Source organism: Paenibacillus sp. FSL L8-0470 (genome assembly GCF_038008625.1).
Taxonomy (GTDB): Bacteria; Bacillota; Bacilli; order Paenibacillales; family Paenibacillaceae; genus Paenibacillus_AQ.
Map to the genome: position 1 here is coordinate 78,213 of NZ_JBBOZM010000001.1, position 25,340 is coordinate 103,552.

The window sequence follows — 25,340 nt, forward strand, 5'->3', positions numbered from 1 at the left end:
TCCCTTCTTATTCTGTACCTTGTGCAACGAACAAATATTCGTTCTGAACAAATTGTGTATAAGTCTGTGGATAACCGCCGACTTATACACAATATTGTACACATTAGAATTTAATAAAATGTTTATATGTGTATATCCTGTGGATTAACCTTATGTTTTTCTTATCCATTGTAGAGAAACTCCCTATAAAATTCAATGCTTCGCAAAATATGCCCCGTCTCTGAAATGTCTTTTCAAATGGATAGGCAAAAGGTATGATATTCATGAACACTCCGCTAGGATTTACCAGCGGATAAGAGGTGAAAAAGCAGCTTGTCCATAAAAACGAAATTATCGGCTATTATTTTTGGTTCGGTACTGCTGATCTTGGCGCTCAATCTTACACTGAATCTTTACGCGGCCCGTGATAATCTGCGTATTGAAAGTGAAAATAATATGAAGATGACCGCCATGCAGATTGCCGTTTCAGTCGAACAGAGCAGCTATAGCTCGAACTATGTGCAGTATCAGCTGGCTCAGAACCTGCGGATGACCGCCATTCTAGCCTCTGAAGAGCTTGACCCGGATATCAAGAATGTGAAGAATGAACAGCTGGTGTACCTGGCGGATAAGCTTGGTGTGTCTAATATTTCACTTCTGGTCAAGACTGATGATGATATAGTGGTTGCCAAATCGTCTGATCCTAATGAGATTGGACTGCCTACCAAAGGAATGGGGTATTGGTACGTCGCATTTCTCGAGCTGTTTGCCGGTCAGAAAGTATCCGTTCAGCAGGGGCAGAGCCTTGAGAATTTCTGGTCCGGACCTTTTGAATTTTCGACTTCCAATCCTAAGTTCATTGAAAAGTGGGGATATTATCACGATGCCTCGACTAACTACATCATAGATCCTTACATACGGAGTACAGCAGTGAGTGATTACGTCAAAATTATGAATCCCGATGAGATCGTTCAGCAGTCCAAAGAGGTCAATCCGGGACTTCTGGAGGTCACAGGAATCAATCCCAAAACCTTTGCCTCTGCAAGCATGATGCCTAATGGTGAAGACCGCGTGAATGAGAAGCTGCGCAGCCGTCCCATTAAATTCGGCACCTATATCTTTGGCAATGTGGAAGAGGATAAGTCGGCGATGATGGCAGCCCTCGGCAAAGGGCAGCCGGTCACGCTGGATACGGAGGCTCTTGGCAAAAGAGTGCTCAAAAGCTTCATCCCGATCAACCAGCCGGGTGCTGATGATTATGTCGTCTCTGTAGTCATGGACTATTCGGTCATTTCTTCGGTCATCAAAGACCAATTGTTCAATAATATCACTACTTCATTGTTGCTGCTTATCATTTTTTTCGTGTGCAGCTATGTGCTTGCCGGTGTGGTAACGCGTCCGATTCAGGATATTCTGGCCAAGGTCAATGATGTGGCAAAAGGCAAATTTGAGCCGCCGTTAAAGGTGGACAGCCGGGATGAGCTGGGACAGCTGGCCCACAGGATTAATGCGATGACCTCCCATCTTTCCCAGCATACGAACCGGTTAGGGCAGACGCTGGAAGAGAACCGGGCGGTTAAGGAACATTTGGAATCGGTGATCAACGGCACCTCCGATGCGATTCATACTGTAGATATGGATGGACGGATCACCAGTACGAACAGAGCATTTGAGGATCTGTACGGCTGGAGTGCCGCAGATGCCCTGGTTAAGCCGCCTTATCTGGTACCGGCTACGGTGCAGAAACAGGAAGAAGAAAGGCTTAGGGAGCTGAAGAATGGCGCTGTTCTGCCTCCGGTAGAGACTGTAAGGCTGAAGCGAGACGGTTCGATGGTCGAAGTCAGTGTCAGCACCTCGATCATTCGCGACGAAGAGGGACGGCCACAGGCCTTTGTCCACGTATCCCGTGACATGACAGAGCGCAACCGGATCGAAGAGCTGCTGAGACGCTCTGAGAAGCTGACGACGGTAGGACAGCTTGCCGCCGGGGTTGCCCATGAAATCCGTAATCCGCTGACAACGCTACGGGGATTCCTGCAGCTTCAACAAGAAAAGCAGGTGCTGGTCCCGCTGCATATTGACTTAATGCTCTCCGAACTGGAACGAATTAATCTCATTGTGAGTGAATTTCTGATATTGGCCAAGCCGCAGGCAGTTCACTTTCAGCAAAAGGATGTCCGGCACATTCTAAATGATGTAATTTCCCTTCTGAGCAGCCAGGCCCATCTCTTTGGCATAGAGTTTGAGTCACGGTTCGCAGAGCTGCCGGCAACGGTGCATTGCGAGGAGAACCAGCTCAAGCAGGTATTTATTAATATCGTCAAGAATGCCATTGAAGCCATGCCGGACGGCGGAACCATCACACTGGAGCAGTATATGGATGAAGACTCTGTTGTTATTGTGATCTCTGACGAGGGAGGCGGCATTCCCGATTATATGCTGCCCAAGCTGGGCGAGCCGTTCTATACCAATAAAGAGTCAGGGACGGGACTTGGGCTGATGGTCAGCCAGCGGATTATCCAGGCTCACAAAGGCAGTCTGGAGATTCGCAGTGAATACGGTTGCGGGACGGAGGTTATTATTAAACTGCCCGCACCAGTTGAGCCTGCTGCAGAGCAGGGCATGAATAAAGAACGGAGTGAAGACAATCATGAGAATTAATAAATTCATAAGTGAGACAGGCTATTGTTCACGCCGTGAAGCAGACAAGCTGGTGGAAGGCGGCAGGGTTACCATTAACGGTGAGCCGGCCGTACTCGGCAGTCAGGCCGTTCCTGGCGATGAAGTACGGATTGATGGCAAGCCGCTGGAAACGGGAAGCCAGATCGTCTACATTGCGCTTAATAAGCCGGTGGGCATCACATCGACCACGGAAAGCCACATTCAGGGGAATATTGTTGACTTTGTCGGACATCAGGAGCGCATCTTTCCGATCGGCCGGTTGGACAAGGACTCAGAGGGGTTAATCTTACTTACCAATGATGGAGACATTGTTAACAAGATATTGCGGGCCGAAGGCAAGCATGAGAAGGAATACGTAGTCACTGTAGACCGGCCTGTCACGCCTTCCTTCATTTCCGGGATGTCGAGTGGAGTGAAGATCCTGGGCGGCAGAACGCTGCCCTGTGAAGTGACAAGAATGACAGAGCGGGTATTCCGCATTATCCTGACTGAAGGCAAGAACCGGCAAATACGCCGCATGTGCAGCGCCTTTGGTTATGAGGTCAGAAAGCTGCAGCGTATCCGGGTTATGAATATCCGCCTTGGGACGCTGCAAACCGGAGAGTGGCGTGAGCTGTCGCCTCAGGAGAAGCAAGAACTTGGGGAAATGCTAAACTATGAGCTGCAGTAGCCATTAGAAAGTGCTGCCGAAGAAAGCAAAGAGCTGTTCCAGAAGATCTCTCGCGGGATCGTTGGAACAGCTCTTTTATCTGAGTGCCTATTATTGGTTAGGGAGGGTAATGCCCTTTGGTTCAGTGACTTCTTGATATTTGCGCAGAATAGAAACTTCTACGCGGCGGTTCTTGGCCCGTCCGGCAGTAGTGTCATTGGGGGCGATTGGATGGTATTCCCCATATCCGATAGGACTGAATTTAACGGGATTCAGATTCGGATTCAGCAGCAGGATTTTCATGAAATGCAGTGCACGGTCTACGCTGAGGTCCCAGTTAGATGAATAGCTGGTATTGGAAATCGGAATATTATCCGTATGCCCTTGTACGAGGACGTCATAATCAGGGAATTGCTGCAGCATGTTCGAGATTGATTTGGCAAGCTGGCGGGAATCATCCTTTACGTCTGCCTGTCCTGAAGCAAAGAGGGCGTTGTCGCTGATGGTAATCATCAATTGCGATTGATTCAGCTTGGTGCTGAGCAAATCGGTCAGCCCGTTCTTTTCAATATACTGATCAAACTGCTTTTTTAGTTTCTCCAGATCCTCTTGCTCTTTCGCCCGCAGCTTGGCCATGTCGGATTCGCCGGTATTCTTATCAATAACACTGTTCATTTTATCTTGCTTACCCTGATCAAGCTGGGTATTTGTCGGGGCATCGGAACGATACTCCAGAACACCGCCACCACCACTGAGCGCAGAGCTAAAGGCATCAGCCATGTCTTCAAATTTCTTGGCGTCTGTAGCACTCATGGCATACATAACGAGGAACAGCGCCACTAGGAGCGTCATCAGGTCGGAATAGGGTAATAGCCAGGATTCATCGGCATGCTCTTCGTGTTCTTCATGCCTAGTCTTTTTGCTCACTTGAGCCGCCTCCCTTTTCGATTAGCTTGACACGTTCAGAAGGTGTTAGGAAGACGGAAAGCTTCTGATTGATAGCGATTGTGGATACTCCGGATTGAATAGACAGCAGACCCTCTACCATCATCAGCCGGATTTCAATTTCACGCTTGGAAATTCTTTTGAGCTTGTTGGACATCGGATGCCACATTACATAACCGGTGAAAATACCGAGCAATGTAGCAATAAAGGCTCCGGCAATTGCGTGCGCCAGAACGTCCATATCACTCATATCCGCCAGAGCGGCAATCAGCCCGATAACGGCACCCAATACCCCTAGGGTAGGAGCGTACATCCCCGCTTGTGAGAAGATCAGGGCTCCCGCTTTATGCCGGTCTTCTGTAGCATGAATATCTTCCATTAACACATCGCGGACAAATTCCTGGTCGTTGCCGTCGATAATCATCCGCATACCGTTACGGAGGAAGTTATCTTCGATCTCATCGACCTTGGACTCCAGCGCCAACAGACCTTCGCGCCGTGTAATGGAAGCCCATTCCATGAACATTGTAATCAGTTCAGCTTTGCTGACCATCTTTTTCTTAATAAAGAGGATCTTGAACAGCTTGGGTACATTCTTGACCTCCGACATGGGAAAGGCCACAAAGATTGAGGCAGTCGTACCAAGAAAGATAATGACATAAGCTGCCGGATTTTCCAAGCTGGTAAGCGGGGCATGTTTGAGCATCATTCCCCAGACAACTGCGATGAGACCAAATACTAAGCCTAGTAATGTTGAAATTTCCATTATGCACCTCGTCCATGAGAATTAAGAAGTGATCCGTTCAGACCGCATATTTCATCCTTGAACAGCGGCGGGACACCCTGCACGTAACCAAATCACGTATATTCTTATTTATCGTCAGTATTCCGTTTTTTGTGAAGTCATTTTTTCGGCTATAATGATAAGGTAAGTTATTATTCATCTGTGAAGAAAACGGAGTGATACACGTGGGTGTGAAACATGGCAGAGATTACAGCGAGATTCTTAGTGATTTGACGGAAGCAGTCGGACGTATTTCTGACGGGTATGTGTTTTTTGAGATGGAGCCGGATGAGTGGCAGGAACTGCCGCAGGAATCCAAGCTGGAGGTATGGGAAGCGCTCGCAGAGGATCTATTCTACGCGCTGGGCAACGAGCCTGTTATTCAGGTAGGCAGTGGTGTGGTTATCTATGACAAGGAGACGCACCGTATCAATATTTTGCTGGGTGAAGAGGATTTGGCCTCGGTTGTACTCATTTAGAGCAGCAGAACAGCAGAGTAACAGGAGGACGGTTTGCCCCCTGTCTGCGGCCCGTGGTAAAATTGAAGATGCCGAGTACTATTTGCCGGGATCTTAGAATACATTAAACCGAAAAAAAGCCTTCATCCTGGCGCATCCCTTGGACTTTACCGAAGCTGAGGGATGTTTTGTTTAAGGGATATGGGGAGCTGGGCTGTACGGACTTTACGGCTAACTTAGTAAGGGAGGAAACAAATTGCATTTTACGGAGGAAGAGCTGCGTGAGCAGGTAAGTAAGCTGGAGGGCTGGAAGCTGGAGCCGAATATGATGGTGCGTAAATATATGTTTAATGAATATATGAAGGGTATCGCCTTTGTGGATGAGGTGGCTGCGATCTCGGAAGCCTTTGATCATCATCCGCATATTACAATTGATTACAAAACGGTAATTCTGCGCTTGTCCGCAAAAGAAGAGAGCGGGCTTGCCGCGCTAGAGTTCCGCCAGGCGCATGAATTTAACGAAGCTTTCGACAAAACGCGTTAGGCGCAGGAGAAACCGACCTATCATAGGAATAGATATAAAAATGCCCGTGCAAGGATGTCTGAATATCCTTTGTACGGGCATTCTGTATTTTTAAGGTCAGGTTTATTTCTTCTCTGCAAGCCACATGGCAACATTCGCAATCTCTTCGGGAGCAAGCTTATCCTTGAAAGACGGCATTTGGCCGCGTCCCTTCGTAACAATGGTGTAGATTTCTTCTGCGTTATGCTGGCCGCCTTCCTGCTGCAGACTAGGGCCTAGACCGCCCTGTAGCTGATCACCGTGGCAGGTAATGCAGCTTGCCTGTACAATCGCTTCGGCGCTGGTGGCATCCAGTGTGACTTGCGGCATCGTCGGGTTATTTTCTTCGGCTACCTCTGCTTTGCCGGGCAATGTGAACAAGAGCACTACCGCAAAGGCACAGGCTGCGAAAAACAAACCGCCCATGATCCATTTCTGCATCTTCATCCGTCCCCTCCATGTAAGCTGCTTCCTACATTATATAGGATGGTGAAGCGTTATCATAGCATTTGTGTCAAAAAAGTGGACGATTTCAACACTAAAATTTTCAATTTAATGGAACGTTATGTTGTTTATCATAGACCATGCAATAAAATGGCTTATTTCCGGTTGGAGTAAGGCGTTCATAAGTATCCGTGATCGTGAAGCCGCATTTTTGGTATGTTCGGATCGCCCGCTGGTTCCAGGTCAATACTTCCAAATCAATCTCCCGCCCGGGATACCGCTTTAGCGCGGCCTGAACGATGGCTTCCATGAAAATGTGGCCAAGACCGTGTCCGCAAAGCTCGGGGCGCATTCCAATACCCAGCCTGACGACACCCTCCATCGGAAACAACTGCGCAAAGCCGCAAAGGATGCCTTGCTCGTTGACCACGGAAACATACTGGTCCCTGCGGAGCTCTGGATCGCCAAATTCAATGCCAAGCGCCTCCATTTGGGACCAAGGCATCCATTCGTAAATATTATAAGGCGCTTTGTAATTCCATGCGGCGATGTCTTCAGCATGGCTGATCTCCATGGGAACCACATGGAATGTAACGGGGGAGCTAATCATAAGGCCACCGGCCTCCTTTCATAGGGAGCAACAGCACTAGCTATACCTAATTATATCCATAACTGGCCTGATTCGACTCAGAAATTTCCTGAAAGGCGGAAACTTGACAAAGTGGTAAAAATATTTTATGAAATGGAGGAAATTTGGGTAGATTTATGTTTTGCGGATATTGAGAGGGGTAAGTAATTTTATAGACAAAAAAAACAGGCCCCCTCCAGATTTCGGCAAAAATCATGGAAGAGTGCCCGTTTTACGACAACTTATTGCACGTCATCATTGTCTTGGGAATCAGAAGTAACGGATTGGTAAGCATCTGTACTCATGATCCGTTTGGCGCCAACGTAACGGTTGACGTAGTAGCTGTCACTCATCGTGCTGATGGTTACACCACGGGAGGATGAAGCATGTGCGAATTTGCCCTCACCGACATAAATGCCGACATGGGATACACCTTTACCGCTGGTATTATAAAATACAAGATCTCCCGCTCTCAGATCGTCCCGGGAAATGGCGGTACCCATTTGGTATTGGGAACCGGATTGGTGTGGCAGATTGATACCGATCTTATCAAAAACGTACATTGTAAATCCGGAGCAATCAAAGCCGTTGGTCGATACACCGCCGGATACGTATTTACTTCCGATGGTCTTGTCGATGACTTTATCCATTTTGGAATCCGCGAAAGCGCTTCCTGCTCCGATGGTAAGCATAATGGAAAAGCTTAGTACTGCTGCTGCTAACTTCTTCTTCAAAAGTGAATACCCCTTCCAAATGCCTACGAGGTTAGCTTAAGGGTTCGGTTGAAGGTCCCCTATGACCCCTCTGTGAATAGGAGGTCAATTCACCCAAAATCGGTTCCCCCGTTTCCCTAATGGTTAGGGAACTCGGCATGACTGTTGATTAGGATTAGCTTGTTAACCAATACATGACAAAACCTTTGTAAAACCCGATTGAATAATTACAAAAATGTTACTAAAAACTCACTGCGATAATTGTAACAAAGACTTCGCCAGTTGGCAATCACTTAAAACATATTAATGCATAATATTTACGCTTTTTAAGAGTTGATTTTGCTAAAAAGGTCTTATATTTACACGCTGAGTAAGCTTTAACTTAGATTTGTTGGGATTTTTAGTAAAAAGGTGTTTCACAGGCCTCAAATACGTGTAAAAGGTAGAATAAGGAAGACAAAAAGGAAAAACCCGGAAATGATTACGGCAATAATCAGTTTCCGGATTTCTATAAGTTACAATTATTTATTGGAGGATGGAATTCCTGAGGGATGTCAATCGTAAGCGATAGCTTTGTAAGCTGTTGTGCTCATTACTCGTTTGGCTCCAACGTAGCGGTTGGCCCAATAGGATTGACTCATTGAACTGATAGTTACACCACGGGATGAAGAGGATTGGGCGAATTTTCCGTTGCCGACATAAATACCGACATGGGAGACTCCATTGCCAAGGGTATTGAAGAATACCAGATCGCCTGAACGGAGGTTACTCCGTGATACGGCGGTTCCAACGCTGAATTGTGCTTTGGAAGTGCGGGGCAAGGTAAGGCCAACGTTCTTAAATACATATTTGGTGAATCCAGAACAATCAAAGCCGGCAGTGCTTGTGCCCCCGGTTTTATATGTCGTTCCGAGTGTTTTTGTAATAACCGTATCCATTCTGGAGTCGGCGAAAGCGCTCCCTGCTCCAAGCGTGAACACCATCACCAGCCCTAATGCTGCTGCGGTGCATTTCTTCTTAAAATTATGACTTTTCAAAAGATGTACTCCTTCCAAGGCCTGCGAGGTTAGCTTAAGGATTCGGTAGAAGGTTCCCCTATGACCCCTCTAAAGCGAGATCAATTCACCCAAAATATGGTTCCCCCACTTCCCGGTGCCGGGAATTTGGCGTTTTATGCACCGAAACAGTGACGTGTCGACAAGGTTAAATGCTTAAAGGCACATTCATTTGCTTCAAATTAGTTTCAAAAGATTACAAAGTTGTTACTACTGGTACAGGCATCATTGTACCAGAGGATTTACAGTTTTGCAAATACCCTAAATCACGTTGTAACCAAAAGAAGAGTCCCGCCCTTTATCTGGGGCAGTGACTCTTCTATTATGCCAAGGGACTGGCGTTATTATTGTGGAAATGTTTTACTGCACCAAAGGTGATACTGCCCCGCTAGGCTCCACATTTTGAACAGCGTTGAGGGAAGCGGTGAAAATTGCCGGAACAGCAGTGCGGGCAGGCCTGGACAGAAAAGTGCGGTCACTCCAGAGAGCAGCAGCAGAAGCAGGCCGCCGGCGCCGAACAGTGCAGATATACAGGTGGAAGGGAGGATTACCCTCAGGCCAACCAGCAAGGAAGAAAACATGCCTGTTCCTCCGGTGAAGCCAAACTGCATGTACAGCAGCAGAATGCGGATCAGGTAGAAGTACAGGAGCCAGGCCAGAACATAAGGAACCAGTCTCAGCAGCAGAGTATAATCGAGAATACCGCTGAGGAGAAGCCCATACATTTTGGGGAGAAGCCAATACAGCGGTGTTGCGGCCAGAAGCCATTCCGCTAGACTGAACAGCAGTACGGGGAGTCCGTAAAGCTTCATTCCGGGAAAAAAGAACATTCCCCGCTCCCCTTTGCGCTCCTGGTGCAGCTCATGCAGCAGCCCTGCGCGGATAAAGGGGGAGCATAGCAGCCGTAGCGCTGAGAGGGCCAGCAGCAGCCAGAGCCAGCGCAGCACCCCGGGGTCTGTGCTAAGTGCAGTCTGTCCTTCGATATAATACAGCAATCTGCCTATTCCGCTGCCGCCGGCGTGTGTATCGGGATAACGGAGCAGCACCGGGATGAGGGCTGACCTGACGAATCTGTACAGGAAATAGCCCCAAAGCAGCCGATAGATAAAAAGCAGAATCAGAATATAAAATTGCTCTTTCATGCTGTACCAGCCGCGAACTATCGATCTTTTCACAATCCTTCACCTCACCAGACAAGAGTTCCGAGCAGGGTTTCAAGCAGCTTCGTTGCGCTAAGCGTCCAGCGGGAGAGCGTCTTTCGCTCCAGCTCCGCCAGTCTAAAATTGTTGAGATGCTTACTCTCCAGCAGAATGGAGTGCTCCGGATCAATCTCTGCAGACAAAAGAGGCGCTTTGTAGGCTAGCTGAAAGGTGGTTTCCTTCTCTGTCCCATTCCAAAACTGCTGGACAGTATAGCCATCCAGGAAGGTGAACTTTATGGGGACGTCACCATACTGATTTCCTTTATTGCTGACCGCTACTGAGCTTTCGTAACGGGCATTATCATCGCCGCCCTCTTTTTTTGGGTCAGAGATTTTAATGTGATCAATTGAAAAATCCGGAGAACCGCCGCTGTATACATATTGGTCGAAGTAGGCTTGCCAGGATTTTTTGGTTACCTTCTCCACGATTTTCTGAAAGTCGGCGGTAGAAGGATGCCGGAAGCGGAACTTACGGGTATAGGCCGCCATTATGGCATCCATCGTCTTGGTTCCGACCTGCTGTTCGATATCCTTCAGCACCAGCTTGCCGCGGATGTACACATTTCGGGCATAGGCATCGGCAGGAGTGTATTTCCAGGTTTCCAGGTTAAGCGGCTGGGAGGATGTCACCAGGCTGGCCTGCAGGACATGATTGGATGATACCCCATACTCCTGCTCCATTAGCCTGTCTTCAGCGTAGGAAGTGAAGCTTTCGTCCAGCCAGGCCTCCTCGAATTCATTGCTGGCTAACATCCCGTAGAAATATTGATGGCCGATCTCATGAATGACCGTGCGCTCCAGAGAGGTGCCTGGAGAAGCCTCGGCCGCGCCAAAAGCAGTAACCAGTGTGGGATATTCCATCCCGCCGGCGCCGTTGCCTTCTTTGGGAGGTACGACGATGGATAATGTAGAGTAAGGATAAGGTCCGTACCATTTGCTGAAATTGGTCAGAGCGGCCTTCGCTGCCTGGAAATAACGCTCCTGCAGATGTTTATGTAGCGGGTCCAGATAAAGCTTGATTCTCACGCCCGGTACATAGTCTGTAGAGAAGGCCTCTTCGGCTACCACAAAGTCCGGGGAAGCGGTCCAGGCGAAGTCATGGACATCATCCGCATAAAATTGATACACCTTCTGATCCTGCTTCAGCTTGGCGCTCTTGACCGGGAACCCGCTTGCGCCAACGATATAATTGGGGGGGACGGAGATGGTTACATTGTAGATACCGAAATCGCTGTAAAATTCGGATGTTCCGTGATATTGGTGCAGATTCCAGCCTTCCTCATGTACACCCCGGGTACCGGCAGGTTCATAGACGCTCAGTTTGGGAAACCATTGCCCGGCCATCACGAAATTGCCGGCGGAACCCATGCGGGCGAATATTTTGGGCAGCTTAACTTCAAACTGGACCCTAAGCGTAACACTTTCCCCACCGTTAACCGGCTGCGGGAGATGCACCTTTACGAGTGTCTTGTCATTGCCATTGCCATCATCAGGCTGCACGTATTGCAGCCGCTGCATGAGCGAGACTCCATCCGTAGTCCGGAGATCGGTCAGGGTTATGCTGCCAAATCCGTTCGCTGGCATGGCATCACCCCGGAGTTCGCCTCCAGATTCTTTCATAAACGTAGTATCTTCAGAAGCAAATGCGTTTGGATAAAGATGAAAGTAGAGTTCTTGTACCGGTTTTAGGCCCGGGTGAGTCCAGGTCACCGTCTCTGAGGCTCTTAGAGAGGTGGTGTCCGGCAGCAGTTGCACGTCGATATGATACTCCACTACCCGCTGGCTTAACGCTTCTGAGACCGGAAGGGGAGTGCTCTGGGGAAGAACGGGCTGCACGGCTTTGGGCTTAGGCAGGGCAGCGGGGGACTTGGCCTCTTTTTGAACAGCAGCAGTCAGAACGGCAGGGCTGTGCTCTGCACCATACCCTGAAAGGACCCCTATTCCCCCTCCCAGCAGAGTGAGGGCGGACAGGGCCGCAAAGACGATAACGTACCTTAATGACAGTGGCTTCATACTGTGATTCCTCCCGTGACAAGCATCTACGGGATGTATATGTTTGCATTCGCCGCATTATTAGCTAAAATTAAATTATTAGTGAAAGGGAAGGATGTGCACTTGTGGATAACATACAACCGGAGGGCAAGAAACAGATTGCCTTAAATATTGTGAATGCCAAGAGCAAACATAAAGGCTTCGGCGCAGGCTCCATTGATTTGAACAATGTATCGCCCGTTATTATTGACGGCGGTGAAGCAGTTATCGATATCGGTGCCATGCATGCCAAGAGCAAGGTAGAGAAGGGGATTAAGTTCTCCATGAACCGCGAGGATGTGCCGGCGGGCAGACAGGTTTGGGTTGTCTGGGTAGCTGTAGACCGTACGGCGGAGGGCCAGTTCTACGGGGGCATTACCGCTTGCGAGATGTGGATTGATACAGAGGCACGGCGCGGCTGGAAAATTCTTGCCGATCATGTGAACAAGCTGGATGCTGCTCTGAAGCGGAAGATCATTCTGGAGGGGCTCGGTACGGTGGAAAGAGCGGCGCTTAAATCATTGCTGATTTCTCATAATGAAGCTTGGTGGAATGCCTCTCCGGAAGAGCTGAAAGCGGCGCTGTCGGAATAGGAGATGTCCCCCGCAACATACTTTGATTCAAGCTAAAAAGGCTTGGCCCTCCCGAAACGGGAAAGGCCAAGCCTTTTGAATGCTCATGAGGGATGAATCAAGATGTTTGTGTTCTTTTATTTGCCTGCTGCATTGATCTTGCGCTTTAGCTGGCTGACTCTGGCCTGGCTGATGCCAAGAACCTCGGCAAGCTCCTTCTGGTTGGCATACGGATGGTCCGCGATGGCCTTCTCGAGACGCTGGCTCATTTCCTCTGTCTTTGTTCTCCGGCCGCCACGCAGTAATGCAGTGTTGTCTTCAACAGGACTTACCGGTTGCTCTGCCGCATCGGAAACAAGCCCGGGATCCCCCAGCTCTTTGAGGCAGCTGTTGCAAATAAACTGATCTTTAAAGTAAGTTACATGGTCAAGGCTTCTGCAAAAAGTGCATTCTGTAGAGGTGTACTTTCTGAGCACAATAATCTCTTCATTCAGAATGAAAAACTCGATAGGATCCCCAATGTCAATATTACGTGTCATGCGGATTTCTACAGGAACCACAATTCTACCAAGACTGTCTAAACTCCGGATCATGCCTGTATCTTTCATCTCATGTCCCTCATTTGCATCTTTATATTTTTGGTGTGGATATCTATGATTATAACAGTAATTGTAAGTTAAGAGAACGGGGGAAGCGCATACATTTATAGGAATTTGGAGATTAAAGAGATGAAAAGCCTCTGCCGGCGGAGGTCCGCTGGCAGAGGCTGATTAGGGTTCATTATTTTTTACCCAATTCCGGGATACCGAAACAGGCAGGGAAGTCTTTAAACTCTGAAAGAGCTGGCCTGCTTAGCATTTACCGAAACGTAAGGATTGTTCCTGAGATAGAAACGCCAGGGCAGCTCCGCATATTCTTCAGCATAAGGAATATTGATGCGGGGAGCCTGTACAATATCAAGAGTTTCGGGGCTTGCGCCTTGCTCCAGCCAGAGCGGCCCGCCCGGTACGTCCAGGCGGATTTCATTCAGGCTTTTGTCGATCCGCAGCGCCCGGCAGAGCTTGCCCGGACCGCCCGACAGGTCGGCCGGCTTCTTGACGGCTATGCCCCGGTAAGATGCCATCCGCTCCGCATCGGCGGGAGTGAGCGGCTCCACCGCGCGGATCAATACCGCATGCGGATCGTCTTGCGCGGCGGTAACCACATTGAGGCAGTGGTACATGCCGTATATGAGATATACATAGGCGGTGCCGCCGGAGCTGAACATCACTTCGGTTCTGGCGGTGCGGCGGCCTCCATAAGCATGGCTGCCTTTGTCTTCGGCGCCTCCGTAGCTTTCCGTTTCCACGATGCGGCAGCGTATATCCCCGTCTTCCGTGCGCCGGACCAGATGCTGGCCAAGAAGAAGCGGCGCGGCCCTAAGCGCTGTATGCGCATAGATCTCCGGGGACAGAAGTGGAGAAGAAGGGAACGGTTCCCTGCCGCTGGCAGCGTTATTCGCATTCATAGATTGATGGCACCTCTCCCTGGCGAAGCAGGGCTTAAAGCCTGTGCTTCTGCCGTTCATTGGTCCCATCGTAGCGCAGACGGGGCAATGGCTGCAACAGGGATCAGTTCATCCACCAGCGCTTAATGTCGCTCCACAAGGAATGTTCATCCTTGGCAGGGACTGCGCTGTCCTTTGATCCGCCGGATGGAGCGGTGTCTTCGCCTGCACCATGCTGGTCACAATATTCCGTAGGTTCTGTACCGCTGATGAAGGTTTCCAGCTCCTTCTCGGGGCAGGCGGCCGTGGCCAGCTTACCGGATTGCGGGTTAATGTACACGCTAACCACGCCGTCGGGAATCGGAAAAGTTTTTGGCGGGACGTTTGCCAGTGCTTTTTCCGTGAACTCCGCAAAAATTGGCGCAGCCCGCCTTCCGTCAGACGTGGCGATCTCACGCCCTTTATCATAGCCTACCCAGACTGCGGTAGACAGCTCGGGGGTGAAGCCGACCATCCAGCCGTCGGTGTCAGTGGTGCCGGTCTTGCCGGCCACGGGACGTTTGATAACGGAGGCGACACGATTTCCCGTTCCGCCGCTCTCGAATACACCTTCCATCAGCCGGGTCAGCACATAGGCCGCTGCCGGCTCGACAACCTTTTGCCCCCGGCCCTGCGGAGCCTCATAGAGCAGATTGCCTTTGGAGTCGGTAATCTTGAGGATAGCCGTCACAGGCAGCTTAGTCCCTCCGCCGCCAATCACCGCAAAGGCTGAGGCCATCTCCAGCGGACTGACCGGCGAGGTGCCGAGCGCTAGTGAGGGCACGCTTTGCAGCGGGCTGCCGATACCCATATTAGCGGCCATTTCGGCGACCTTATCCGCCCCTACCTTCATAATGGTATTCACGGCATAAATGTTGTCAGAGGCGGCAATCGCCTGACGCATATTGATCTCTCCAAGATATTTGTCGCCAAAGTTGCGGGGCTGATAGGTTTTGCGGTTATTGTCGTAATGGAACAGCGTCGGCTGGCTGTTAAAGACAGACAGTCCGGTCATCGTCTTGGACGAGAGTGCGGTTAAATACATAATTGGCTTAAAGGAAGATCCCGGCTGGCGCGTTGTGGCTAAGGCATGGTTGAACGGGTTGGTGCGGTAATTTGTGCCTCCGACCATCGCTTTGATATAACCGGTGCGGGGGTCGATGGAGACAAGGGCGGTCTCCAGCTCACTGCTGCCGTCCATTCCTTTATCGACAGCATCCTCTGCCGCCTGCTGCATATCGGAATCAAGGGTGGTATAGACCTTCAGCCCGCCCTGGTCCAGCTCATCGCTGCTGATATGCAGGGTGTCGATGACAAGACTGCGCACATAATCGCGAAAATAGGGTGCGGCCACAGTGGTGTCCTTCTGACCCTGAGGCTTGAATTTCAAGCCTTCCCGGGCTGCTGCCTGGGCCTCCGCATCGGTAATATCGCCAACATTGGCCATAGCGGACAAAATGATGCCCTGCCGCTTCTTGGCATTCTCCATATGCGTATACGGCGAATAGTAGGTCGGGCCCTTGGGAATCCCGGCAAGCATGGCGCTCTCGGCCAGATCCAAATCCGCCGCAGCTTTGCCGAAATACATTCGTGCAGCCGCTTCAATGCCGTAGGCTCCATGTCCGTAATAGATTTCATTTAAATACATGTTCAGGATTTCGTCTTTACTAAACTTCATCTCAAGCTGCATCGTATATAAAGCTTCCTTCGCCTTACGGGTCCAGGTCTTCTCATGGGTCAGGTAAAGATTGCGCGCAAGCTGCTGGGTTAGGGTGCTGGCCCCCTGCGTGCGTTTGCCCGCCTCCAGATTGACGAGTACAGCCCGGGCCATACCTTTTAGATCAAAGCCGGAGTGGTCATAGAACTTACGGTCCTCCACGGCCAGGGTTGCCTGTATGAGCAGCCGAGAAATCTCTTCCAGCTTTACAGGGTCCCGGCTGCGCCCGTCGTTGGTGAAGGTGGCCAGCACATTGCCCCGGGAATCGAGCAGCTTGGAGCGGATATCATCTCCGATCGGAGGAAGGTCTTTCTGATATAGATAGCCGATCAATGCCCCGGAAGCGAGCAGCAACAGTACGGTCATGACGGCCAGCAGCCGGAACAGCCCGCGGAAGCGGTGTTTCTTTGCCTTGGGTTTATCAGAATCGCGCGGCATGGCATCAGGCTCCTTCTTTATAAATATCTAAATTATAGGAAACGACGGCTGTATTCTTATTTCCTCATTAATTTTCATTATGGGGAAGGATGGGATCAGATATTCAGGAGACCTGTACTTTGCATCAAAAGAGACAAGGGGGAGCCGTTTGAAGACGGTGACCAAATTGTCTTCTTTTTGTGATTTTCTCTGGTGGATCGAGCAGCGGCGGGGGAGTATAACAGAGTAGTGTTTACAGAAAAGGGTATATATCTTACAGGAGGTGTTCTCATGAATTGGACCCATAAAATACACCACACGGCCTTAACGCTCCTCTCGGCGGGCCTTTTGGCGGTTTCCGGCTGGGGAGCATCCACTTCACCGGCGCAGGCAGCGTCAGTACCGGCACCTGCCTGCGGCAGCGGCGATCACGGATTGTTGCAGGAACTGCAGGCGAAACTGAGCAGCACCCAAAGCGCACCGCCCAGCTTTAACGATCTCCAATTCCTTGGCGCAGATACAGGCCGGGCGGCAGGAAACGGCTTTATGATCGGTACGTCAGATGGCGGTTGTCACTTTCAGGAGATCTACAAGGGACAATGGAACTTCCGCCAAATGGATTTCCCGGACAACGTCAAAGGTTGGGCACTGGCTTCAGTTCAAGACGGTTCAGCGGTCTATCTGATTACAACCTCTGACGGAGGCTCTACCTGGAAGAGACTTTCGGACAAGACGGTAACTTTTGAGCGAATTGATTTTACAGACAGGATGCACGGCTTTGGGTACAACCGGACCTCTTCCTACTACACTGCGGACGGCGGCCTTAGCTGGAGCAAGATCTCAACACCGGCCCACACCAGCGGCGCAGAGTTCAGCAGCCGCAGTAACGGTTGGGCAGTTGTAACTGCACCGGGTTCCGGCTACCGGATCATGAAGACTACAGATGGCGGCTCCACTTGGAAGCTTAGCCTGAAGTCCGCCTTTGCCTATCCTGAATCAGGACGAATCTATGCGAAGGGTGATCAAGTATACGCCTTACTATACGGGGGAAGCGGCATGTCGCAGACCTCTTATTCACTGTATGCCAGCGGTAATAAGGGCAACAGCTGGCGCAGAGTAATTGCCGAGGATTCGGCTGGTGGCGGACCTGCGCCGGGCAGCGGTGCCGAGCCGCTCAAGACGGGACCTGCTTCCGGCAAACCGGGCAACATGCAGCTGGTCGGCAACAGCACCGCTTTTCTGTCCGGCTTCTCTCCGGCGGGAGAGAAGGTAGCCGTTGGCAGGACTTATAACAGCGGCAAGCAGTGGTCAAATCAGCCGGCCATTCCTGGGGTTGACGGTATGATTTCTTTTACCGGCAGCAAAGTGGGCTGGATGGCCATGAAAGGCGTCAATAGTTCCTCCCTGTACGCTACGGAAGACGGCGGTACCACCTGGAAGCTGAAATTGACTTTTAAAGGAACAGAATAATTATCCGGCAGCGGGACCGCATGGTCCTGCACGGATGGCGGCTCCTCTGGGGGCCGCTTTTTGTATTTCGAACATCTAGTTACTACCCCGGGAAAGTGTGTTTTTTTCGCCGGTATGGTAAAATTTTATGTACTTTCTAAGGTAGGCGCCCGGCGTGTGAAAGGGTTGCTTATCCAAACAATCTTGAATAACCATTAGGAGGACTTCCAATATGGCTTTTCGCGTATCTGCTGTGCAATATCATCTGCATACGATCTCTTCATTTGAGGAGTTTTCCGCTCAATGCGAGCACTACATAAAGACAGCGGAGGAGTATAGCGCCGACTTCATCCTGTTTCCCGAATTTTTAACGACGCAGCTAATGTCCATAGGTGATGAGCAGGGCAAGGCCCTGGGAATTAACGACCTGCCGCAGTTTACCGGCCGCTACCGGGAAATGTTCTCTGGTTATGCCCGGAAGTACGGTGTACATATTATTGGCGGAACCCACGTACTGCGCAGAAATGGCAAGCTGTACAATGTGGCGCATCTCTTTTATCCGGATGGAAGAATTGCCGAGCAGGCCAAGCTGCACATTACACCTGCGGAAGTTGAAGGCTGGAATATGGGGGCGGGAGAAGGGCTGGAGGTATTCCAGACCGATAAAGGCACCATCGCCATGCTGACCTGCTATGACATTGAATTTCCGGAAATTGTACGCATGGCCAGAGCCAAAGGTGCAGACGTGATTTTCTGTCCCTCCTGTACGGATGACCGCCATGGATTCCACCGGGTAAGATATACGAGTCACGCCCGCGCGATTGAGAATCAGATCTATGTGGTGCTGACGGGGACCGTAGGCTCCTTGCCGACTGTCGACCTGATGCGCGCCAATTTCGGCCAGGCAGCGGTCATTACGCCGAATGATATTCCTTTTCCGCCGCAAGGTCTGCTCGCCGAAGGTGAAATTAATGACGATATGATCATTACCGCCGATCTGGATCTGGAGCTGCTGTACAGTGTGCGCGAGAAAGGTTCTGTAACGACGTGGCGGGACCGCAGGACAGACCTCTACACAGATTGGAAGTAAGGAGTGGAGCACGGTATGTACTACAAAACCTTTTATGCTTTTGACGGAAAAATCCCGGTGCCTGCGGTTATCCGCCAGTATACCGAAGACGATTTTGCCGAGCTGATCACCATTCAGTCCGAAGCATTTCCGCCGCCTTATCCTGCTGAATTATGGTGGAACCGGGAGCAGCTGCTGAATCATGTGACGCTTTTTCCGGAAGGCGCGCTCGCTGTGGAAGTGAACGGGGAACTGGCTGGCTCGGTGACAGGGCTGAAAATTAATTTTGAGCCGGAGGGTGAAGGGCTTCATCATACGTGGTCGGAGGTTACAGCAGACGGTTATATTACCACGCATCAGCCGGATGGAAATACGCTGTATATCGCCGATTTATGCGTACGTCCCAAATACCGCAAGCTGGGACTCGGCAAGGAACTGGTGCAGTCGCTGTATCACGTTGTGGTGGAGCAGAAGCTGGAGCGGCTACTGGGAGCGGGAAGAATGCCCGGCTATCATCTGCAGGCTTCCCGGATGCCGGCGGAGAAGTATCTGGCCGAAGTGGCCGCCGGCACACTAGCTGATCCTGTGATTACCTTCCTGCTGCGCTGCGGGCGGACGCCGGTCGGGGTCGTAGCCGATTATCTGGACGATGAAGAATCGGGCAATTTCGCTGCACTGATGGAGTGGCGCAACCCCTTTGTTTCACGTGTATGAAGTCGTAGTGAATTCATAACCGGATGGAGGAGGAAATGGAATATGGAATATATAAGAATCACCGATATTGGGGACCCGTTGTTCAGACAAGTGCATCAATTGCTGGCAGAGGTGTTCCCGCCGGAGGAAGTGCTGGAGTATAGCTTGTGGAAAGCGCCGCTTGAAGATCCCGGGATTCGCGTATTTGCCGCCGTCCATGACGGAGCTGTGGTGGGCACAACGGAATACCGTTATTATCCGGACTGGAATGTGGCAATGACCGACTTCACCATCATTGGCCGTGAGGGTCTGGGGATCGGGCGTTTTCTGGCCCGGAACCGGCTGAAAGACTTGAACAAGATTGCTGCGGATAGCGGCAAAATGCTGTACGGTATGTTCGCAGAAATCTACGATCCTTACCGGGCCGAGCATCATGAGTTTGGAGGCGTTAAGCCGATGGATCCGTTTGTACGCCGTGAGGTGCTGTCGCACTTAGGCTATAAACGTCTTGATTTTCCTTATGTACATCCCTCGTGGACGGGCGACGGGGAAGCGGTAACCGGACTGGATCTTTGTTTCATGCCCGCAGATGAGGAGCAGGACCGGCTGGATGCATCTTTGGTTGGCAATTTCCTGACCCGCTATTATGCTGTGCTGGAGGATAAGCCTGAGGCCTGGCTGTCGATGGTGGAAGGTCTGCGTGCCCAGGATAAGCTTGAACTGCTGCCGCTTTAATTATTCCTCATGGCGAATTAGCCATTGAATTGCTCTCTTGAACTGGATATAGTGTACAATGGGAAAGCGAATATGACTTTGATTAAATATAAGAAAGAATAAGCGAGGAACACGTGATGGCTGAAGTACAGTCCGACAAATACGGTGTTTCCGTGACACTGGAAAGCCTGCAGGACGGGCAGCGAAATGTTGTAAAAGCAGCCGGAGAAGTTACTGCCAGAGGGCCGCAGCTATATATCCGTTATGAAGAATCCAGTCAGGGCCCGCAGGGCGAGGCTGTCTCCGTCCGCACCACCATAAAGATTTCAGACAGCGAGCTGAAGCTGATCCGTCACGGCGGAATCCAGTCCGAGCAGTCTTTTGCGCCGGGGCGCCGCCTGCCGGGATTCTACCGCTCCCCTTACACACAGTTCAATCTCTCTACAGAAACACGGAAGCTGGATATGGTCCGGAACGGGCGGTCGCTGACGGTTTCATGGGAATATGACCTGTACGTTTACGAGGAGTTATCAGGACAGTTCGCGATCAGTTTGCATATACAGGAGGAACCACAATCATGACACAAAGTTCAAATCCGCTTCAGCTTGCCAATGAACGGGTGAAAGAAGCCATCGCCGATGCAGTTGTTGCCGCAGGCCTGGTGACCAGAGAAGAGCTTCCCGCTATCGTGCTGGAAGTGCCGAAGGACAAAGCGCATGGCGATCTGGCAACCAACGCCGCGATGCAGCTTACCAAGATTGCAAAGCGTAATCCGCGCCAGATCGCCGAGGCGATCATTGAGCACCTGGATACGGGCCGTGCTTCTATTGAAAAAGCAGAAATTGCCGGACCCGGCTTCATCAACTTTACTTTGTCCAAGAGCTACCTTTATCCGGTAATCGCTCTTGCCCACGAGCAGGGTGACAACTACGGCCGCATAGATGTTGGCCAAGGGCAAAAGGTTGAAGTGGAATTCGTCAGCGCGAATCCTACCGGCAGCCTGCACCTGGGGCATGCCCGCGGCGCTGCTGTCGGCGACGCACTCTGCAACGTGCTGGATTATGCCGGCTACAAAGTAACCCGTGAGTATTATATCAACGACGCCGGCAACCAGGTGGCCAATCTGTGCAAGTCGATTGAGACCCGCTACCTGCAGGAGCTGGGCCAGCCGGCCGAAATGCCGGAGGACGGCTACCATGGCGAAGACATCAAGGGATTCGCTAAAGAGCTTGTGGCTGAGAAGGGGGATTCTCTGCTTGCGTTGACTCCGGGGGACCGTGCCGCTTTCTTCCGCACTTACGGTCTGACCAAGGAGCTGGACAAAATCAAACGCGACCTCGGCCGCTTCCGTGTCAACTTCGACATCTGGTTCAGCGAAACCTCGCTGTATGAGAATGGACAGGTGCTGCGCTCACTAGATGAGCTGCGCGACCGCGGAGAGGTATACGAGCTGGACGGGGCAACCTGGCTGCAGACGACCAAATATGGCGACGACAAGGACCGCGTACTGATCAAGAACGACGGAACCTATACCTATCTCACGCCTGATATTGCTTACCACAGCGATAAATATAGCCGCGGCTACGATAAAATGATCAATATCTGGGGCGCTGACCACCACGGCTACATTCCGCGGATGAAGGCCGCGATGTCGGCCCTTGGCAACGATTCGGAGAAGCTTGTGGTGCTGATTGCCCAAATGGTCAGTCTGTTCCAGAACGGCGAAAAGGTCAAAATGTCGAAACGTACCGGCAAAGCGGTTACGATGGAAGACTTGATGGAAGAAGTCGGCCTCGACGCGATCCGTTATTTCTTCACGATGCGCAGCATGGATTCGCATCTGGACTTCGATATGGACCTGGCAATTTCCACGTCCAATGAAAATCCTGTATTCTACGTTCAATACGCGCATGCGCGGATCTGCAGCATTTTCCGCCAGGCGGAAGAGCAGGGCATCACATTGCCGGATTACACCGATATCGATTATACGAAGCTGACGGCAGCTCATGAATATGACCTGCTCCGCAAAATCGGCGAATTACCGGCGGAGATTGCCATTGCTGCCGAAGGCTATGCGCCGCACCGCCTGATCCGCTATGTCTACGATCTGGCTGCGCTGTTCCACAGCTATTACAAAGCCGAGCGCGTGATCACCGAGGATGCCGCACAGACCGTGGCCCGTCTCGCCCTGCTGGGCGCTGCGCGCACGACGATTGCCAACGTGCTGCGCCTTGTCGGTGTCACTGCACCTGACCGCATGTAGCTGCAGCTTGCGCCAGCAACTTAAAAGCTCCGCCTTCCGGTGAAAGGAAGGCGGAGCTTTTGGCGTGAGGCAGTACCGGTGCCGCCGGGTCCTGCCTTGAATAACGCCGGGCCGGGGACCGCCCGCAATCTGGGCGGCCCCCGGTCCGGGCTGGTTGCAGGCCCCCGTGCCGAGGGGCCTGCTGCTGCGCGCCGCCGCAGAGCGCCCGGCGGCAGCTGCCGCCCGTTGCCTACGCCTTCGCGGCGGCGGCAACGGGCTTCGCCCGTGCGCCCGCCCGCAGCAGGCGCAGGGCATCGGCCGCGCCGCCGCCCAGGGAAGCGCGGCGCTGGCCCTTGCGCAGCCGCACCGGCGAAGCCGTGCGGCGCAGCAGCAGCTTCAGCTCGCGCGGCGTAAGCGACGGCCGCAGTGCGAGCAGCAGTGCAGCGGCACCGGTGACATGTGAGGTCGCCATGGAGGTGCCGCTCATCTCTTTGTAGCCCTCCCTCAGCCAGCAGGAGGGCACGCTTTCGCCTGGTCCGTACACATCGATGTACGGACCGCGGTTGCTGAAGGCCGCTACGCGGTGCCTTCTGTCCAGAGCGCCGACGGCGATCGTCTCGGGGTAACGGGCGGGATAATCCCCGCCCCGTTTGCCGTCATTGCCGGAGGAAGCGATGATGGCGATCCCGGCCCGATAGGCCTTGATCACCACATCATGAAGTGCTTTACTTCTTGTTTTCATCCCGAAGCTCATATTGATAATGTCGATCTTGTTCTGTACACACCAGTCGATCCCGAGGACAATATCTGACACATAGGCGGAGCCGCTGTGGTCAAAGGCTTTGACCGGATACACCAGTGCCCGCGGGGCTACGCCCATCATTCCGCGAGTGCCGCCCGCTGCGGCCAGTGTACCGGCAATATGAGTGCCATGCCCGTTATCATCGAGCGGCAGCATGCCTCGGTGCAGCAGATTCACGCCGGAGGCCAGGGAATGCTTCAAATCGGGATGGCGGTAATCGGCTCCCGTGTCAATGACGCCTATTTTCACATGCACTCCGGTTGATTTGGACCAGGCCTGGGGAGCATGTATCGCCTTCACCCCCCATGGCATGACGGCGGTTCCGCTCTTGTCCGGGGTCACGGAGTGGACCTGTATCCGCAGGTCATCTTCAATGCGCAGCAAATCGGAGAATTTATCCATCAGTCTTTCTGCACCCGCAGCAGGCAGAAAGAAGGCCCGAATCAGCGGGGAAACCTGGACCTGCCGCAGCCCGGGCCGCTTTTTCTTCAGCGCCTTCCACTGTGACAGCGCTCCGGCATACTGGCGGGCATCGTTGAAGGTAACAATACGCCGCTCAGTAGTATTTTTGGGGGCAGCCGATATCTCATCAAGCAGCATCTGCCAAAATCCGTAATAGTCCATAAGTTATACGCCGTCCCCTCCTCGGTGCCGTGCTGCCATATTGTATGAAAGAAGGCGTACGTCCGAATGGGAACTTGCCCTTTTTTAGCGAAATGGGCTGCCCATCGTGTCAAAAGGCGGCGCTTCACATAAAATAAACGGAAGAGATCTAAACCTCTCTTTGCAACATCCCGTAAGGAGCCGATCCTTGGCGTGGATACAGTCATGCGCGGAGGAATTTCCTCCGCCTTTTTTAGCAAATTAGAAGTATAAGCTTGGCGCTATACTATCTTCATATTCTGTTGTACTTAACACAATTTCCTGGCGTTGGGACAGCCGGGTACATATGATCAGATCGAACTGCTTCGTACGTGCCCGTGCAAGCAGTGACTGAGACATCCGAAAGCGCTTCAATCCTTCAGGGACGCCAGAAACAATTCTCCATACCAGGACCGCAAAGCGAATCTTCCGGCCTCTCACCGCAATTGACTTGCAATTTGCTGGCAAATAGGTTTTACTTAGGTTTGTTAATGGATATGATAAATTAAGCATGATTTGTAATGTGAACAATGCGTGAGAGGAAGTGTCCTTTAGTGAGTACGCCACTCAATTTAAAGCTGGACCCTGAGAAAGTTAAAGAAATACCGATGGTGGACCTGGCTTTCCTGGTGCTTAAAGCAGCCAACACACCTTTTTATTACCGTGACCTGATGGTTGAAGTAGCCAAGCTGCGCGGTATGACCGAGCAAGAAAGCCAAGATACTATTGCCCAGTTATATACCGAGATTAACATTGACGGGCGTTTTGCCTGTGTCGGAACCAACCTGTGGGGGCTGAAACGCTGGTACCCTCTGGAACGCTCCGATGATCCTGTCGGCAATACCAAACGCGTTCGTATCATCAACGATGAAGACGACGATTTGGAAGATGATGATTTTGCCGAAGAAGAAGAGAACTATGCTGCTGAGGAAGAGGACTTCGACGTTATCGACGAAGATCGCGACGACCTCTATTCAGACGACGACAGCGAAGAAGAAGTTGACGAGGATGTTGTCATTGATGAAGATGACATTGACGAAGACGAAGTGGATGAAGATGACTCCGAAGACGGCGAAGGCGAAGATGCCGACGAGGACGAGAAGGACGAATTTTAGAATAGTGCACTAGGGCAGAATTCCTCCCTTGACATGGGTAGGACCGTCAGAGTAAACTATTGCATGGGCTTATAATGAACGTTAATATTATTTTCTAAAATAAAAAGTGCCCCGGCTCTACGGGTGTCACTTTTTTGTTTTTTTAGATGGTTTTTCCGTGATTGGATGAACACATCCCTGGTTTTTTGGGATGGCAGAAGTAACTTTTAAGTTCCCCGTTTTGATGATGGAAAAAAGGGTTACGATAAACAA

General features: G+C 51.4%; 24 protein-coding genes and 2 riboswitches. Of the genes, 12 read left to right on the top strand and 12 right to left on the bottom strand.

The window, feature by feature from the left end; all coding sequences use genetic code 11:
* Positions 1–312: 312 nt before the first annotated feature.
* A complete protein-coding gene (locus tag NST99_RS00405; RefSeq protein ID WP_341089075.1) occupies positions 313–2,640 on the top strand; it encodes an ATP-binding protein in 2,328 nt (775 codons plus the stop codon).
* Entirely contained in the window at positions 2,630–3,331 is a 702-nt protein-coding gene (gene rluF, locus NST99_RS00410; protein WP_038584496.1) for a 23S rRNA pseudouridine(2604) synthase RluF, read from the top strand. Before NST99_RS00405 ends, rluF begins: the two co-directional genes overlap by 11 nt.
* 90 nt (positions 3,332–3,421) lie before the next feature.
* Here the strand turns inward: rluF and motB are convergent, their stop codons facing one another.
* Positions 3,422–4,237, bottom strand: coding sequence for a flagellar motor protein MotB (motB, locus tag NST99_RS00415; RefSeq protein ID WP_341089076.1), 816 nt, complete (start codon positions 4,235–4,237; stop codon positions 3,422–3,424).
* The gene (motA, locus tag NST99_RS00420; RefSeq protein WP_076114081.1) at positions 4,221–5,021 is read right to left on the bottom strand and encodes a flagellar motor stator protein MotA; all 801 of its coding nucleotides are present in this window, start codon (positions 5,019–5,021) and stop codon (positions 4,221–4,223) included. Before motA ends, motB begins: the two co-directional genes overlap by 17 nt.
* Positions 5,022–5,224: 203 nt before the next feature.
* Here motA and NST99_RS00425 point away from each other — a divergent pair, with 203 nt between their 5' ends.
* The gene (locus tag NST99_RS00425) at positions 5,225–5,518 is read left to right on the top strand and encodes a hypothetical protein (protein WP_341089078.1); all 294 of its coding nucleotides are present in this window, start codon (positions 5,225–5,227) and stop codon (positions 5,516–5,518) included.
* A gap of 235 nt (positions 5,519–5,753) precedes the next feature.
* Positions 5,754–6,041 carry a 4a-hydroxytetrahydrobiopterin dehydratase gene (locus NST99_RS00430; protein ID WP_038584508.1) on the top strand — a complete coding sequence of 96 codons (288 nt, stop codon included), beginning with the start codon at positions 5,754–5,756 and terminating at the stop codon, positions 6,039–6,041.
* A 102-nt stretch (positions 6,042–6,143) separates the two neighbouring features.
* On the opposite strand, the gene NST99_RS00435 is transcribed toward NST99_RS00430, so the two are convergent.
* The 6 genes from NST99_RS00435 to NST99_RS00460 all read right to left on the bottom strand — a co-directional run bounded on the left by NST99_RS00435 (position 6,144) and on the right by NST99_RS00460 (position 12,113).
* A complete protein-coding gene (locus NST99_RS00435; RefSeq protein WP_341097501.1) occupies positions 6,144–6,500 on the bottom strand; it encodes a c-type cytochrome in 357 nt (118 codons plus the stop codon).
* Between the two features lie 106 nt (positions 6,501–6,606).
* Entirely contained in the window at positions 6,607–7,113 is a 507-nt protein-coding gene (locus NST99_RS00440) for a GNAT family N-acetyltransferase (protein ID WP_341089080.1), read from the bottom strand.
* A gap of 260 nt (positions 7,114–7,373) precedes the next feature.
* Positions 7,374–7,865, bottom strand: coding sequence for a C40 family peptidase (locus tag NST99_RS00445; protein WP_038584516.1), 492 nt, complete (start codon positions 7,863–7,865; stop codon positions 7,374–7,376).
* 5 nt (positions 7,866–7,870) lie between these two features.
* A riboswitch (cyclic di-AMP (ydaO/yuaA leader) is annotated at positions 7,871–8,013 on the bottom strand.
* Positions 8,014–8,398: 385 nt separating this feature from the next.
* Entirely contained in the window at positions 8,399–8,827 is a 429-nt protein-coding gene (locus tag NST99_RS00450) for a C40 family peptidase (RefSeq protein WP_341097502.1), read from the bottom strand.
* A gap of 57 nt (positions 8,828–8,884) precedes the next feature.
* Positions 8,885–9,023, bottom strand: a riboswitch (cyclic di-AMP (ydaO/yuaA leader).
* A 220-nt stretch (positions 9,024–9,243) separates the two neighbouring features.
* A complete protein-coding gene (locus NST99_RS00455) occupies positions 9,244–10,074 on the bottom strand; it encodes a hypothetical protein (RefSeq protein ID WP_341089082.1) in 831 nt (276 codons plus the stop codon).
* Positions 10,075–10,085: 11 nt separating this feature from the next.
* On the bottom strand, positions 10,086–12,113 hold the full coding sequence (locus NST99_RS00460) for a M1 family metallopeptidase (protein WP_341089084.1): 2,028 nt from the start codon (positions 12,111–12,113) through the stop codon (positions 10,086–10,088).
* A gap of 104 nt (positions 12,114–12,217) precedes the next feature.
* On the opposite strand from NST99_RS00460, the gene NST99_RS00465 reads away from it, so the two are divergent.
* Positions 12,218–12,724, top strand: coding sequence for a YwhD family protein (locus tag NST99_RS00465; RefSeq protein WP_340895636.1), 507 nt, complete (start codon positions 12,218–12,220; stop codon positions 12,722–12,724).
* Between the two features lie 116 nt (positions 12,725–12,840).
* On the opposite strand, the gene NST99_RS00470 is transcribed toward NST99_RS00465, so the two are convergent.
* From NST99_RS00470 to NST99_RS00480, 3 genes are all read right to left on the bottom strand, one after another.
* Positions 12,841–13,311 (bottom strand): AbrB/MazE/SpoVT family DNA-binding domain-containing protein, encoded by a 471-nt coding sequence (locus NST99_RS00470; protein ID WP_341089086.1) that lies wholly within the window; start codon positions 13,309–13,311, stop codon positions 12,841–12,843.
* A gap of 218 nt (positions 13,312–13,529) precedes the next feature.
* Positions 13,530–14,210: a DNA-3-methyladenine glycosylase gene (locus NST99_RS00475; protein ID WP_341089089.1), complete on the bottom strand. Its 681-nt coding sequence runs from the start codon at positions 14,208–14,210 to the stop codon at positions 13,530–13,532.
* Positions 14,211–14,313: 103 nt separating this feature from the next.
* The gene (locus tag NST99_RS00480) at positions 14,314–16,383 is read right to left on the bottom strand and encodes a transglycosylase domain-containing protein (RefSeq protein WP_341089090.1); all 2,070 of its coding nucleotides are present in this window, start codon (positions 16,381–16,383) and stop codon (positions 14,314–14,316) included.
* A 270-nt stretch (positions 16,384–16,653) separates the two neighbouring features.
* On the opposite strand from NST99_RS00480, the gene NST99_RS00485 reads away from it, so the two are divergent.
* The 6 genes from NST99_RS00485 to argS all read left to right on the top strand — a co-directional run bounded on the left by NST99_RS00485 (position 16,654) and on the right by argS (position 22,550).
* Entirely contained in the window at positions 16,654–17,832 is a 1,179-nt protein-coding gene (locus NST99_RS00485) for a hypothetical protein (protein WP_341089092.1), read from the top strand.
* Between the two features lie 211 nt (positions 17,833–18,043).
* Positions 18,044–18,901 carry a carbon-nitrogen hydrolase family protein gene (locus NST99_RS00490; protein WP_341089094.1) on the top strand — a complete coding sequence of 286 codons (858 nt, stop codon included), beginning with the start codon at positions 18,044–18,046 and terminating at the stop codon, positions 18,899–18,901.
* 15 nt (positions 18,902–18,916) lie between these two features.
* Positions 18,917–19,594, top strand: a complete 678-nt coding sequence (locus NST99_RS00495; protein ID WP_341089095.1) for a GNAT family N-acetyltransferase — start codon at positions 18,917–18,919, stop codon at positions 19,592–19,594.
* A 42-nt stretch (positions 19,595–19,636) separates the two neighbouring features.
* Complete coding sequence (locus tag NST99_RS00500) at positions 19,637–20,308, top strand: GNAT family N-acetyltransferase (RefSeq protein ID WP_341089097.1); 672 nt, start codon at positions 19,637–19,639, stop codon at positions 20,306–20,308.
* A 116-nt stretch (positions 20,309–20,424) separates the two neighbouring features.
* The gene (locus NST99_RS00505) at positions 20,425–20,868 is read left to right on the top strand and encodes a DUF1934 domain-containing protein (protein WP_038584542.1); all 444 of its coding nucleotides are present in this window, start codon (positions 20,425–20,427) and stop codon (positions 20,866–20,868) included.
* Positions 20,865–22,550: an arginine--tRNA ligase gene (gene argS, locus NST99_RS00510; RefSeq protein ID WP_341089099.1), complete on the top strand. Its 1,686-nt coding sequence runs from the start codon at positions 20,865–20,867 to the stop codon at positions 22,548–22,550. Before NST99_RS00505 ends, argS begins: the two co-directional genes overlap by 4 nt.
* 229 nt (positions 22,551–22,779) lie before the next feature.
* Here argS and NST99_RS00515 read toward each other — a convergent pair whose 3' ends face one another.
* On the bottom strand, positions 22,780–23,955 hold the full coding sequence (locus NST99_RS00515; protein ID WP_341089100.1) for a S8 family peptidase: 1,176 nt from the start codon (positions 23,953–23,955) through the stop codon (positions 22,780–22,782).
* A 572-nt stretch (positions 23,956–24,527) separates the two neighbouring features.
* On the opposite strand from NST99_RS00515, the gene rpoE reads away from it, so the two are divergent.
* Positions 24,528–25,088, top strand: a complete 561-nt coding sequence (gene rpoE / locus NST99_RS00520; RefSeq protein ID WP_341089102.1) for a DNA-directed RNA polymerase subunit delta — start codon at positions 24,528–24,530, stop codon at positions 25,086–25,088.
* The last annotated feature ends 252 nt before the right edge of the window (positions 25,089–25,340 follow it).

Coding starts and splice junctions, on each gene's coding strand:
- rluF (WP_038584496.1), top strand. CDS start 2,630: ATGAGAATTAATAAATTCATAAGTGAGACAGGCTATTGTTCACGCCGT.
- motA (WP_076114081.1), bottom strand. CDS start 5,021: ATGGAAATTTCAACATTACTAGGCTTAGTATTTGGTCTCATCGCAGTT.
- NST99_RS00435 (WP_341097501.1), bottom strand. CDS start 6,500: ATGCAGAAATGGATCATGGGCGGTTTGTTTTTCGCAGCCTGTGCCTTT.
- NST99_RS00440 (WP_341089080.1), bottom strand. CDS start 7,113: ATGATTAGCTCCCCCGTTACATTCCATGTGGTTCCCATGGAGATCAGC.
- NST99_RS00450 (WP_341097502.1), bottom strand. CDS start 8,827: ATGGTGTTCACGCTTGGAGCAGGGAGCGCTTTCGCCGACTCCAGAATG.
- NST99_RS00460 (WP_341089084.1), bottom strand. CDS start 12,113: ATGAAGCCACTGTCATTAAGGTACGTTATCGTCTTTGCGGCCCTGTCC.
- NST99_RS00470 (WP_341089086.1), bottom strand. CDS start 13,311: ATGAAAGATACAGGCATGATCCGGAGTTTAGACAGTCTTGGTAGAATT.
- NST99_RS00475 (WP_341089089.1), bottom strand. CDS start 14,210: ATGAATGCGAATAACGCTGCCAGCGGCAGGGAACCGTTCCCTTCTTCT.
- NST99_RS00480 (WP_341089090.1), bottom strand. CDS start 16,383: ATGCCGCGCGATTCTGATAAACCCAAGGCAAAGAAACACCGCTTCCGC.
- NST99_RS00485 (WP_341089092.1), top strand. CDS start 16,654: ATGAATTGGACCCATAAAATACACCACACGGCCTTAACGCTCCTCTCG.
- NST99_RS00490 (WP_341089094.1), top strand. CDS start 18,044: ATGGCTTTTCGCGTATCTGCTGTGCAATATCATCTGCATACGATCTCT.
- NST99_RS00495 (WP_341089095.1), top strand. CDS start 18,917: ATGTACTACAAAACCTTTTATGCTTTTGACGGAAAAATCCCGGTGCCT.
- NST99_RS00500 (WP_341089097.1), top strand. CDS start 19,637: ATGGAATATATAAGAATCACCGATATTGGGGACCCGTTGTTCAGACAA.
- NST99_RS00505 (WP_038584542.1), top strand. CDS start 20,425: ATGGCTGAAGTACAGTCCGACAAATACGGTGTTTCCGTGACACTGGAA.
- argS (WP_341089099.1), top strand. CDS start 20,865: ATGACACAAAGTTCAAATCCGCTTCAGCTTGCCAATGAACGGGTGAAA.
- NST99_RS00515 (WP_341089100.1), bottom strand. CDS start 23,955: ATGGACTATTACGGATTTTGGCAGATGCTGCTTGATGAGATATCGGCT.